At 37.3% G+C, this 11810-nt stretch carries 12 protein-coding genes and 1 pseudogene; 12 read left to right on the top strand and 1 reads right to left on the bottom strand.

The features are described from left to right. The 6 genes from FA727_RS08720 to FA727_RS08695 all read left to right on the top strand — a co-directional run bounded on the left by FA727_RS08720 (position 1) and on the right by FA727_RS08695 (position 6463). The gene (locus tag FA727_RS08720) at positions 1-1110 is read left to right on the top strand and encodes a cysteine protease StiP family protein (RefSeq protein ID WP_136831051.1); all 1110 of its coding nucleotides are present in this window, start codon (positions 1-3) and stop codon (positions 1108-1110) included. A gap of 5 nt (positions 1111-1115) precedes the next feature. Beyond that, entirely contained in the window at positions 1116-1910 is a 795-nt protein-coding gene (locus FA727_RS08715; protein ID WP_158318824.1) for an HAD family hydrolase, read from the top strand. Positions 1911-2454: 544 nt separating this feature from the next. After that, the gene (locus tag FA727_RS08710; RefSeq protein WP_136830509.1) at positions 2455-4083 is read left to right on the top strand and encodes a YceG family protein; all 1629 of its coding nucleotides are present in this window, start codon (positions 2455-2457) and stop codon (positions 4081-4083) included. A gap of 4 nt (positions 4084-4087) precedes the next feature. Beyond that, positions 4088-5191 carry a toxic anion resistance protein gene (locus FA727_RS08705; RefSeq protein WP_136830508.1) on the top strand — a complete coding sequence of 368 codons (1104 nt, stop codon included), beginning with the start codon at positions 4088-4090 and terminating at the stop codon, positions 5189-5191. 38 nt (positions 5192-5229) lie between these two features. Beyond that, entirely contained in the window at positions 5230-5841 is a 612-nt protein-coding gene (locus FA727_RS08700; protein WP_136830507.1) for a TerD family protein, read from the top strand. Between the two features lie 40 nt (positions 5842-5881). Beyond that, entirely contained in the window at positions 5882-6463 is a 582-nt protein-coding gene (locus FA727_RS08695; protein WP_136830506.1) for a TerD family protein, read from the top strand. A 42-nt stretch (positions 6464-6505) separates the two neighbouring features. Here the strand turns inward: FA727_RS08695 and FA727_RS24745 are convergent. After that, positions 6506-6820 (bottom strand): annotated as a pseudogene (locus FA727_RS24745) (GIY-YIG nuclease family protein); the annotation flags it as partial. Between the two features lie 97 nt (positions 6821-6917). On the opposite strand from FA727_RS24745, the gene FA727_RS08685 reads away from it, so the two are divergent. The 6 genes from FA727_RS08685 (at position 6918) to tatC (ending at position 11678) form a co-directional block, all read left to right on the top strand. Continuing rightward, the gene (locus FA727_RS08685; protein ID WP_136830505.1) at positions 6918-7619 is read left to right on the top strand and encodes an anthrax toxin lethal factor-related metalloendopeptidase; all 702 of its coding nucleotides are present in this window, start codon (positions 6918-6920) and stop codon (positions 7617-7619) included. A 52-nt stretch (positions 7620-7671) separates the two neighbouring features. Beyond that, on the top strand, positions 7672-8466 hold the full coding sequence (locus tag FA727_RS08680) for a thymidylate synthase (protein ID WP_136830504.1): 795 nt from the start codon (positions 7672-7674) through the stop codon (positions 8464-8466). Continuing rightward, a complete protein-coding gene (locus FA727_RS08675) occupies positions 8463-8951 on the top strand; it encodes a dihydrofolate reductase (RefSeq protein ID WP_136830503.1) in 489 nt (162 codons plus the stop codon). The genes FA727_RS08680 and FA727_RS08675 overlap by 4 nt, the downstream gene beginning before the upstream one ends. A 192-nt stretch (positions 8952-9143) precedes the next feature. Next, the gene (gene ilvA, locus FA727_RS08670) at positions 9144-10412 is read left to right on the top strand and encodes a threonine ammonia-lyase IlvA (protein ID WP_136830502.1); all 1269 of its coding nucleotides are present in this window, start codon (positions 9144-9146) and stop codon (positions 10410-10412) included. A gap of 150 nt (positions 10413-10562) precedes the next feature. Then, positions 10563-10775, top strand: coding sequence for a twin-arginine translocase TatA/TatE family subunit (locus FA727_RS08665; protein ID WP_126408991.1), 213 nt, complete (start codon positions 10563-10565; stop codon positions 10773-10775). A gap of 162 nt (positions 10776-10937) precedes the next feature. Continuing rightward, positions 10938-11678, top strand: a complete 741-nt coding sequence (gene tatC / locus FA727_RS08660; protein WP_136830501.1) for a twin-arginine translocase subunit TatC — start codon at positions 10938-10940, stop codon at positions 11676-11678. Positions 11679-11810 lie beyond the last annotated feature (132 nt).

Below are 11810 nucleotides of genomic sequence, written 5' to 3'. Positions count from 1 at the left end.
ATGGAGCCAGTTTCCGCAACTTATACAAAAATAGGCTCTTATGCAGAGGAAGATGTGAAATTTCTATTAAAGGATCTAAGTGCACTGTCACTAGAAGGGGAGACGGAGTCAAGAGAGAAACGAATCCAGTCTGGTGAGCATTATAGCGAATCCTTGCCGGTCGAGTACTATCCACCTCAGGAATACCTCGAGCTTTTTCATCGTGCTTTAGATGATTATAAGACGAAGGTGGCGCTGCATGTGGTGGTTGTGGCCGAACAAATTTTCAAGGATAAAGGTGAGACTACCATTCTTGTGTCGTTAGCGAGAGCGGGGACACCGATCGGGATTTTAATAAAAAATTATCTTAAGCTTAAGTATGGCATAACTCTTCCCCATTATAGTATTTCGATTATTAGAGGAATAGGATTGGATACTAATGCTGTGCAATATATTCTGCGATCACACCCAAACGGACGTATTCAATTTGTAGATGGATGGACCGGTAAAGGTGCGATATCGCTCACCCTTTCAGAATCCTGTGAACAGTTAAAGAATATGCACGGAATCGAACTCGATGATAGGTTAGCGGTTGTGGCCGATCCTGGTCATTGTACAACTTTGTTTGGGACACGTGATGATTTCTTAATTCCGAGTGCTTGTTTAAATTCGACCGTTTCTGGTTTAGTTAGTCGTACGGTCTTAAATCAAGCCTATATTGGCCCGAATGATTTTCATGGTGCGAAATACTATAAAGAACTCGAAGAAGTCGACTTATCTCATCACTATATCGAGGTTATTACTAATGAGTTTTCTAAGATTGAGGATAAGGTGAGTGAACAGCTTCAAAAAAAGAGTACAGAGGATGTACACGTATCTTTTTCTGGTTATCAAACGGTGAAACGGATCATGGAGGAGTTTCATCTCTCGGATGTGAATTTGGTCAAACCAGGCGTTGGAGAAACAACAAGAGTGCTTCTTCGTCGGGTTCCGTGGAAGATACTCGTAAAAGATATGGAAAGTCCCTATGTGCAACATATATTAATGCTTTGTAGAGAAAGAAATGTAGAAATAGAATTGTATCCTCACATGGATTACTCATGCTGCGGATTGATCAAAAATGTGAGGTAAAAATCATGATATTTGTATCCGATCTCGATCGAACGCTTATTTATTCAAAGCGGGCATTAGCTGAACATCCGGTCGAAGAGGAAATAGAGCTTGTTTCTGTAGAGAAGGATTTAGAAAAAGACTTATCATTCATGACGAATAAATCTTTAGAATATCTCCGTGAACTTTCTTCAAAGCTATTATTTGTACCTGTTACGACAAGATCTATTCATCAATTCCAACGAGTATCCTTCCATGATGGTATCTCCCATAAATATGCGGTTACATCAAACGGTGCTAATATTTTTTGTCATGGTCAGCTGCTTACGGAATGGAATAAATGCGTTACAAAAGAGATGAAGGAATCCTCCGTCCCTTTAGTCGAGGTAATTACCTTATTGAAAGAGCGATTTAACCTCAAAGATAACCTTCGGATCATGGATGATCTCTTTATCTATTATTTTTGTGAAGAAAGGGTCACTCGACTATTTTTAGAGGAACTTACGGTGTTCCTTACTGAAATAGGTTGGAGAGTTTCTTATCAAGGGAGAAAACTATATGTTGTACCTGCAACTGTTTCGAAAGGAAAAGCTGTAAAATTCATTCAAGAGAGAGAAGATGGAGAACCATTAATTGGTGCTGGTGATTCTCTCCTTGATGATGAATTTCTGAGGTTTTGTGATTCTTCTTTTATTCTTGGGCATGGGGAACTTGCTGCCTTACATCCAAGACCGGAAGATTATCATGTGATTCAGCAATTAGGGATTAAGGGTGGAGAGGAACTTCTTAAAACCATATTAGATATGGTTGATGGGAATTAACTTTTCACTCAATCTTTTTTCCATTTTGTGAGGGCATTATAAATACCAATACAAAAAGCGCTGAAACCAGTAAAAATGAACAATGATAATAGAAAAGAATGGTGTAAAGGAAATAACATATACGAAAAAATAAGTGATAAGAGCATTAAATCCATATATATAAATATCGTTGAATACATAATATCTTCAACAAGAGAAAGCTCTTTCTCAAGATCCTGTGATCCTCGAAAACGATATAGACTACGCATTTCATTCACCTTTCTGCTCAGGAAGACGCAAATATTTCGAAGCTTTTACACCATATGCGTGGACGAGAAAAAAGGTGAAATGGGGGAAAAGCTTCTTCTGACCAGAAGGCTTTCTTCGTTTTAGAGTCGAAAATTGAAACTTTTTCTACTGTTCTCACGTAAAAGAAATTATCATTCTTAGAAAAACAAACTAGACGTATGATATGATGGTAATAAGTTTACATATTTGGAAAGCTTATCGCTTGGCTTAAGTACATAGTAAAAAAAGAAAGCCTCGTAAAAGGGAAGGGATTTTCATGAACCCATCTTATCATCAGTTGAAGTCACATATTTTACCCGTATCAATGGAAACGTGGTATAGCATGCTAAATAAGCCTGTCAAGGAACGACCACAATATCAAATTGAGGACGGGACCATACATATTGGCCAGGTAATCGCTCGTTTTCTGGGAATGCCGATAGATGAGGATGAATACTATAATCAATTATTCGACTTCATTTATGGAGAAAAGAAAATATTAGGTCTACTGAGTGAAGAGACACTTGATAAAAGGATCGATAATCATCATTTTCAAGCGATTCAAAGGGTTTTGAATCTAAGTCAAGAACAAAACCTATCCATTAATCGTTTTGTCGCCTTTTTGGACGGTGAACAGCTCCTGATAAAATCAGAGTTTCCAGCCATTCATCGTAAGCTTCGAGAAGCAATGATTGATACACTCAAACTATTTTCAGAGAAGGAACCATCAGGACTAAAAAATCATGAATTAAGACGAGTACTCGTTGACATTGTGAAATGGTCCTATAATCATCTTCAGCCAGAATTAGAGAAGGTTGAAGTAGATATAGCTATGCCAAAGTATCTTTGGTACGGAAATTACAAGAAGAGTCACTATTATTTCATTTACTATTTAATGAAATTAGGCTGTGATCTTATTGTATATAGCCCTGACGGAGTTGATCTGTTCACAGAATTTGCTCCGAATGAAGAGTTATCTTTTATACATATTTACCCTGAAAAGAAACCGGCAGAGCCTTTCCCAGTGGAAAAGAGAAGTCGAAAGGCAACGGTTGCCTATAGAGCATCAAAAGAAATTGAAACCATTTTGAATCATGAGGGCTCTGGTCTTTATAAGCCGTGGCAATTGCGAGACTATACTCCGTCATCGATAACCTTAAAAACAACCTATGATGAATTATTTCTGATCACTAAAGAAATTGCTATGATACGACCTGATTTCGAGGTGAAAAATGGGAACGTCAAAATTCCGACGGTGTTTGCTAAGGTGCAAGGTGTAAGTAAAAACCGAAAAGAATATTGGGACCGCCTTCACTCCATTTCAGAAAGTGAAGATAGCCTTCTTATTAAGCAATTTCCTTTTTCAAGCTCTGTACATAACGATTTTCGCTTTCATTATCGAGATGCTCTAGGAAATGATGGGCAGCTCGTACCGGAAAAAATGCTCAACAGTAATTATTGGCGCTATAATCATCTTCCGAATGGCTTGCAAATGGGGATTGCCACTGCAATTAGAAATATTTGTGCAAGACCAGCGTTAAAGCCTGTTTATAATGAATCAATAGATGATCTCAAAATATATTTGTTTACCATGGGGATGCATATTCCACAAACGATCATAAAGCTCTTGCAAAGATTTGATTACTCACAAGTTGTTCCTAAGCTTATTCTATACAACAATGAATTAAATGGGACGATGACAAGAACGGATGCATCGTTATTACTATTATTAAATCAATTTGGAATTGATATCATTCTTTACAATCCTCCAGGTCATAATGACATCGAGAACTTTGTTGAAGACCATCTTTATGACACGCATTGGTTGGAGGATCTCGTGTTTGAAATGGATTATCGAGAACCATCGATTGTGAAAAAGTTTTTCAAAAATTTAAGAGGTGATTGAGACTATGAATCAAGTTCAAAATACGCAGGTGGACTTGCTAACAAAGACAAATGAAGACAAATTGTCAGAAACAAGGGTTTCAGAGATCAAGCTTGCTCTTCGAAATGAGCCTGAAATTCAACAGCTTGCTCGCTCAATTGACGAAAAGGACCAAATCCAAGTATTAGAATTCGGAAAAGAGCCAGCGGTTCAAATCTCAAGATTTTCTGACCAGATTTTAGGGAATATGCGTGCTACCAAAGTTGAGGATTCCGGCGAGTTATTAAAACAACTCGGAAGAATTATGGATAAGTTTGATAAAAAGGACTTTGAGAAAACCTCAGGCGGCCTATTTGGAAAGCTATTCAAAAAAGGTGAAAAAGTCATTGATAAGCTTTTTGGGAAGTATCAAACCATGGGTGGAGAGATAGACAAGGTTTACGTAGAAATTTCTAAGTACCAAAGTGAAATGGTCGATTCTACTCATATGCTTGAGCAAATGTATGAGCAAAACTATCAATATTATCTTACTTTAGAGAAATATGTTGTGGCAGGTGAGATGAAGGTTGAGGAATTGAAAAATCAACTTCCGCTTCTTGAATCCCGTGCGACAACTGGCGATCAAATGGCATCAATGCAGTTTGATACATTAAGAAATGCAGTCGAGCTACTTGAACAAAGAGTGTATGATTTGGAAATGGCCAAAATGGTAGCGTTGCAAACCGCACCACAAATTAGACTTCTTCAAAGAGGAAACACAAAGTTAATTGGAAAAATCAATTCTGCTTTTGTGACAACCATTCCTATTTTTAAAAATGGCCTAATTCAAGCGGTAGCAGCAAAAAGACAAAAGCTTGTGGCGGATTCAATGAGCGAACTAGATCGCCGCACGAATGAAATGCTTCTACGCAATGTACAAAACATTTCTCAGCAAAGTGTGGATATTGCCAGACTTGCTGGTGGCCCAAGCATTAAGATTGAAACAATCGAAGAATCTTGGAATGTCATTATGAAGGGCATGCAGGAAACAAAATCGATTGAAGAAGAAAATAAGCGTATTAGAGCTGAAGGTACAAGAAAGCTCGAGCAGCTACAAGAAAACTTTAAGCAAATGAAGCTGCAAGGGTAAAAAAATAGTAATAACAATAATTTGATGAGGTGAGAGACATGGCAATTAGCTTACAAAAAGGGCAACGCGTAGATTTAACAAAAGGAAATCCAGGACTTTCAAAAATTATGGTAGGACTAGGCTGGGACCCAGTAGAAAACCGTGGAAGCGGTGGCCTTTTTGGTTCTTTATTTGGTGGAGGCGGAGGTTCGAATGTGGACTGTGACGCTTCTGTTATTATGCTTGGTGCAGGAGATAAACTTAAGAATAATCGTGACGTCATATATTTTGGTAACTTAAAGAGCAGTGACGGTAGTGTGCAGCATTCTGGAGATAATCTTACAGGACATGGGGATGGCGATGACGAACAAGTTCATATTGACTTGAGTCGAATTCCGTCCGATATTCAAAAGCTTGTCTTTGTTGTAAACATTTATGATGCAGTAAAAAGAAGACAGCATTTCGGAATGATTCGCAATGCCTTCATTCGTGTGGTAAACCCTACGAATGGTCAAGAATTAATTAAGTATAATCTTACCGATGATTATAATGGCAGAACGAGCTTAATTGTTGGTGAAATTTATCGTCATGGGGCTGATTGGAAGTTTGGAGCAGTTGGTACTGGTACAAACGCAGCAGGCTTAAGTGAGGTTGTTAGAACTTACTCTTAAGAGACAATTCTAACCAAATCTATCATTAAGAGGTGAGAGAATGAGTAGTATTAACTTATCAAAAGGACAGCGTATTGACTTAACGAAAACGAATCCAGGTCTTACTCGAGTTATTATTGGCTTAGGGTGGGATACGAACCACTATGATGGTGGGCAAGATTTTGATCTAGACGCTTGTGCCTTCTTAACAGATGGAAATGGAAAAGCTACCCAGGATTTAGATTTTATCTTTTATAATAATTTGGTGCATCCTTCTGGTGCTGTTGAACATACAGGTGATAACCGCACCGGTGAAGGTGATGGGGACGATGAACAAATCAGAATTGATTTTAGTAAAGTACCAGCCAATATTGAGCGCATAGCGATTACGGTTACGATTCACGATGCCGATAGACGAAATCAAAATTTCGGTCAGGTTTCAAACGCGTTTGCACGTGTGGTGAATGAGGATACGAATCAAGAGATTTTACGCTTTGACCTTGGTGAAGATTTCTCTGTTGAAACAGCGGTCGTGATTTGTGAACTGTATAAGCATAATGGTGATTGGAAATTTAATGCTGTAGGGAGCGGATTCTCAGGCGGACTTGCAGCGCTTGTCCGTAACTTTGGATTACAAGTTTAAAGAATAGAAAGATACCATGGCTGCCGGTCTCGGCAGTCTTCTTTATTCCCCCGCATAAATTAAAGGTGAAGTACATCTACAGTCAGATGAGCCAAATCTAGGAATTGGATAGATCCCTCCTTCTTTTTTCCTTAATTTCTCAGCGAGCTGGCACTCTCCAATACTATTTTCATATGTTATAATTTTTATAATATTGCCGTATGCTCTCAAATAATCAAAATGCCATTTGAGTGGCTTTTCTACTTTCTTATGACGGTTAATTCGAGCATTAATATTCCTCTTTACACTTCCTACATAAATATAGATGCCTTTTTCGAAAGGAAAGACGCCAAGTCTCCCAATTTCTATATTGCTTTCACATGGTACTTCTAATTAGATGGCATAAAGTGTGTGTGAAGGATCAATAAATTCAACCATGAACAAACCTCCTATGAACTTGAAAGGGGAGAATGAGATGCGTAAAAAGGCTCTTATTCTATCAATTTGTCTACTCACACTTACTCTGTTAGGAAGCTCAAATGCCTCCGAAGATGGAATCCTTTTAAGAGACTATCCAAAGGCTTCATTATTAAAGGAGAGCCTATATTTAAACGAAAATGACTCCATTAACGAGATTATTATTTTACCAGAGAAAAAATTTGATGAGGAAAAGGCTGCTCAAATGATCTCGCATATCCAGAAGCTACCTCATACTCTATTAAAAAAAATACAGCAGAATGATATATATTTAAAGCTATTTGTCGGAAAGCTAACAGATAACCCAACAGCAGCCCACTTAAAGGGTATCATTCCAAGAGGCTACAAGAGTGATAAGAAATGGGATGAAGTACCTGGCATTGGCGGTGGAAATGTCGTTCTCGTCAAGGTTGGACATAGTGAAAAAGGAATGGGGCACGGCTCTGTTAACTTAGAGCTGCACGAGCTAGCACACTCGATTGATAGAATTGTTTTTGATAAGCTTCGATTCGATCCTCTCTTTCTTAAAATATGGTCAACAGAAAAATATTCTTTATTTCAGAACAAGACTTATTTCATCACATTGCCTGAGGAATACTTTGCTGAAGCCTTTGCGATGTATTACATTGATGATGAAAATCGACAACTCTTGAAAAAACGGGCACCAAAAACATATGAATATATAAAAAATCTTAAGTAAATGGTAAAATGGAAACCGTGTATAAATTGATAGATGTAAGGGTGTGGATTGGATGAAACAATATTTAGATCTTTGTAAGCATGTATTGGAAAATGGTGTAAAAAAAGAGGATCGTACGGGTACAGGAACAATTAGTACTTTTGGATACCAAATGAGATTCGATTTAGCTGAAGGATTCCCTGTTGTGACTACGAAAAAGCTTCATCTTCGTTCAATCATACATGAGCTTCTTTGGTTTTTAACTGGGGACACAAATATTAAATATCTTCAAGACAACGGTGTTCGTATTTGGAACGAATGGGCTGATGAAGAAGGGAATTTAGGTCCTGTTTATGGACATCAATGGAGATCTTGGACAAGCTCAGATGGAAGTACGATTGACCAAATCAGTAATCTTATTCAACAGATCAAAACGAATCCTGATTCTCGAAGACTGCTTGTTAATGCATGGAATGTTGGAGATGTTGAGAAAATGGCTCTACCTCCATGTCATTGTTTATTTCAATTTCATGTAGCTGATGGCAAACTATCCTGCCAGCTGTATCAGCGCTCTGCTGATATTTTCTTAGGAGTTCCATTCAATATTGCATCCTATGCTTTATTAACGCTAATGGTTGCGCAAGTATGTGATTTAGAGCCTGGGGAGTTCGTTCATACATTAGGCGATGCACATATCTATAACAATCATATCGAACAGGTAGAGCTACAATTATCAAGAGAACCATACCCTCTACCAAAAATGAAAATCAATCCGGACGTAAAGGATATTTTTGAGTTCAAATACGAAGATTTTGAGTTAGTAGATTATGTAGCACACCCGCATATTAAAGGGGTTGTAAGCGTATGATCTCCTTCATATTAGCGATGGATGAGAATCGTGTCATTGGTAAGGATAATCAGCTCCCTTGGCATTTGCCAGAGGACTTAAAGTATTTTAGACGTGTAACGATGGGAAATCCAATTGTTATGGGAAGAAAAACTTTTGATTCGATTGGCAAACCACTTCCTGGAAGAGAGAATATTATTATTACGAGAAATCATGCTTATACATGTGATGGCTGTACGGTTTTTCATCACATAGATGATTTTCTTTCTGCTTGCAGGGAACATCCTGAAAAAGAATACTTCGTGATAGGCGGAGCAGAAATTTTCAATGTCCTTACACCAAATGTGTACCGCTTATATATCACACAAATTCATCATCAGTTTGAAGGCGATACTTTCTTTACTACGCTGGATATGAACGATTGGGAGTTAGTTTCCCGTGAACAAGGCATAAAAGATGAAAAGAATCCGTACGATTATGAATTTCTAAAATATGATCGAAAATAATTTACTAATCCTCTCTTGTCGACCAAGAGAGGTTTTTTTTTGTATATTTCCGCTCTTTTATCATTAATTAGTAGAAAAATTAAAATTTTATAATATCTCCCTTAATAAATTCAAAAGAACGTGATATAATTATCAAATTAAAATTAACAGATATTTTATAAAATTTAGACGGTTAAAAAGTGAGGGAATGATATGGAACAGGAAGTATTAAAAAGAAAATGGGTGCAAGTGGAGGATATCATTATTGCACACCAGCAGCTTAAGGATATCGTTGCCCATACACCGTTACAAAAGAATGAGCGGTTATCGGAAAAATATGCATGTAATGTCTATTTAAAGCGTGAGGATTTACAATATGTGCGCTCTTTCAAGCTGAGAGGGGCGTTTTATAAAGTTAAATCATTAAGTGAAGAACAGTTGAAGAATGGGGTTGTCTGCGCGAGTGCGGGGAACCATGCACAAGGCGTAGCTTATGCTTGTAGGCACCTTGGTGTTCATGGGAAGATTTTTATGCCAACAACAACTCCAAAGCAAAAGGTGAGTCAAGTTGAGTTATTCGGTAGAGAGTACGTGGACATCGTATTAGTTGGTGATACTTTTGACGATGCTTACCATGAGTCGGTTATTTGTGCGGAGAAGGAGGAGCGTGCCTTTATTCATCCATTTGATGACGAAATGGTGATTGCTGGACAAGGGACCGTGGCCGTAGAAATATTGAATGATTGTGAAGAAACGATTGATTTTGTGTTTGGTAGTGTCGGTGGTGGGGGCTTAATGTCAGGCCTTAGTACGTATATTAAAAGTATTTCTCCTTCGACCAAAATGATTGGTGTAGAGCCATTAGGGGCTCCATCAATGAAAGCTTCTATTCATGAACAGAAGGTTGTTACCCTTGATAAAATTGATAAATTTGTTGATGGAGCAGCCGTCATGAGCGTTGGAAATAAGACCTTTGATATTTGCAAAGATCTGCTTGACGATTGTCTTCTTGTACCAGAAGGTAAGGTATGTACAAGTATTCTAGAACTATATAATGAACACGCCATTGTAGCCGAACCAGCCGGGGCAATGCCTATTGCGGCACTTGACCTGTATCGTGAGGAAATCAAAGGGAAGAAAGTTGTCTGTATCGTCAGCGGAGGAAATAATGATATTGGAAGAATGCAAGAAATAAAGGAACGTTCTCTTCTATACGAAGGTCTACTTTATTATTTTATCGTCAACTTCCCACAGAGAGCAGGAGCGTTGAGGGAATTTCTTGATGAAGTGCTTGGGCCGACGGATGATATTACAACGTTTGAATATACGAAGAAGAATAACAAGGAAAATGGTCCAGCTCTTGTAGGTATCGAGCTACAAAGAAAAGAGCATTATGACGACCTCATCAACCGATTAAGTAAAAAGGGATTTTCTTATAAAGAAGTGAATAAAGATCGAGACCTCTTTAATCTACTTATCTAAAAGTGATGTAAATGAATTATGTCACAGCACAGGTATTTTTGCTGAAAATGTGAAATTCTTATGAACATTCGTGTATAATTCACATTAGGAGATGTAAAAATACTATAATCATATTAGAAAGTATAAGTTAGAAAAAGGGGCTGTTCTCAAATGTTATCAAACATCGGAGTACCTGGTTTAATATTAATTTTAGTTTTAGCATTAATCATATTTGGACCAAAAAAATTACCTGAAATCGGTAGAGCGTTTGGTCAAACATTACGCGAATTTAAGAAATCAACTCGTGAATTAACAAGTGATGTTGTGGAAGAGTTTGAAGAAGAAAAGAAAGAAATTCAAAAACTAACGAATATCACAAAATAAGTGTGAGATTTTTATCTTGCACTTTTTTTCTGCGAGTTTTGAGGTAAATATGTTATACTTTCCTCTAGCGACCAGTGTTTTCATAAAGGTTTGTTTGTAAAAGGACCATTGTGGAAACAGGCATTTATTAAAATTACGAAATTAAGTTGGCAGGGGACTTGTATGGAAGATAAAGAATTAAATTTAGTTGACCATTTAGATGAATTAAGAAAGCGGCTTATTCTTTCGGTTGCAGCTTTTCTAATCTTTTTTATCGTGGGATTTATCTATGTAACGGATATCTATACTTGGTTTGTACGCGATTTAGATGTGAAGCTTGTAGTACTTGGTCCTAGTGATATCATCTGGATTTACTTTATGATCGCAACGATTATCGCAATCACGGGTACAATTCCTATTTTGGCGTTACAAATTTGGTTATTCGTGAAGCCAGCATTAAGACCAATTGAGAGAAGAATTTCACTCTCTTACATCCCAGCTTTGTTCATTCTTTTTATTGTGGGTTTAGCGTTCGGCTATTTTGTTATTTTTCCAACAATCATGAATTTCTTAGTGGAATTAAGTGCAGATATGGTCGTGACGAACTTTACTGCTGATAAATATTTCAGATTTATTATGCATACGACATTGCCATTTGGATTTTTATTCGAGCTACCTGTAGTAGCCATGTTTTTAACTTCTCTTGGCATCATTAACCCTTATGTCTTACAAAAGATGCGAAAATATGCGTACTTTGTTTTGGTGGTCATTGCAGTTGTCATTTCACCACCAGATATTATGTCAGATACGTTAGTAACAATCCCATTACTTCTTCTTTATGAAATCAGTATCAACTTGTCAAAATTTGTGTACAAGCGAAAGCTGAAGAAAGAACAAGAGTGGGAAGCAGAAGCTGTAGAATAATATGAAAGTGAAAGACCGGGTGAATACACTCGGTTTTTCTTTTTTGAAAAATAGTACTATAAATTAGTATGTAAGCTATATTTCTCTTTACTTATACTTTTAAAAGCACGATAATGTTCTTAATAAAGTTAA

Source organism: Robertmurraya kyonggiensis (assembly GCF_005116465.1).
Taxonomy (GTDB): Bacteria; Bacillota; Bacilli; order Bacillales; family Cytobacillaceae; genus Robertmurraya; species Robertmurraya kyonggiensis.
Note: the sequence above shows the minus strand (reverse complement) of the source record. Positions and strands in the feature narration are given on the sequence as shown.

Excerpts from the sequence above, each read along its gene's own strand:
- FA727_RS08700 (WP_136830507.1), top strand. The coding sequence starts at position 5,230 with ATGGCAATTAGCTTACAAAAAGGGCAACGCGTAGATTTAACAAAAGGA.
- FA727_RS08695 (WP_136830506.1), top strand. The coding sequence starts at position 5,882 with ATGAGTAGTATTAACTTATCAAAAGGACAGCGTATTGACTTAACGAAA.
- FA727_RS08665 (WP_126408991.1), top strand. The coding sequence starts at position 10,563 with ATGTTATCAAACATCGGAGTACCTGGTTTAATATTAATTTTAGTTTTA.
- FA727_RS08715 (WP_158318824.1), top strand. The coding sequence starts at position 1,116 with ATGATATTTGTATCCGATCTCGATCGAACGCTTATTTATTCAAAGCGG.
- FA727_RS08680 (WP_136830504.1), top strand. The coding sequence starts at position 7,672 with ATGAAACAATATTTAGATCTTTGTAAGCATGTATTGGAAAATGGTGTA.
- FA727_RS08675 (WP_136830503.1), top strand. The coding sequence starts at position 8,463 with ATGATCTCCTTCATATTAGCGATGGATGAGAATCGTGTCATTGGTAAG.
- FA727_RS08685 (WP_136830505.1), top strand. The coding sequence starts at position 6,918 with ATGCGTAAAAAGGCTCTTATTCTATCAATTTGTCTACTCACACTTACT.
- FA727_RS08705 (WP_136830508.1), top strand. The coding sequence starts at position 4,088 with ATGAATCAAGTTCAAAATACGCAGGTGGACTTGCTAACAAAGACAAAT.
- tatC (WP_136830501.1), top strand. The coding sequence starts at position 10,938 with ATGGAAGATAAAGAATTAAATTTAGTTGACCATTTAGATGAATTAAGA.
- FA727_RS08720 (WP_136831051.1), top strand. The coding sequence starts at position 1 with ATGGAGCCAGTTTCCGCAACTTATACAAAAATAGGCTCTTATGCAGAG.
- ilvA (WP_136830502.1), top strand. The coding sequence starts at position 9,144 with ATGGAACAGGAAGTATTAAAAAGAAAATGGGTGCAAGTGGAGGATATC.
- FA727_RS08710 (WP_136830509.1), top strand. The coding sequence starts at position 2,455 with ATGAACCCATCTTATCATCAGTTGAAGTCACATATTTTACCCGTATCA.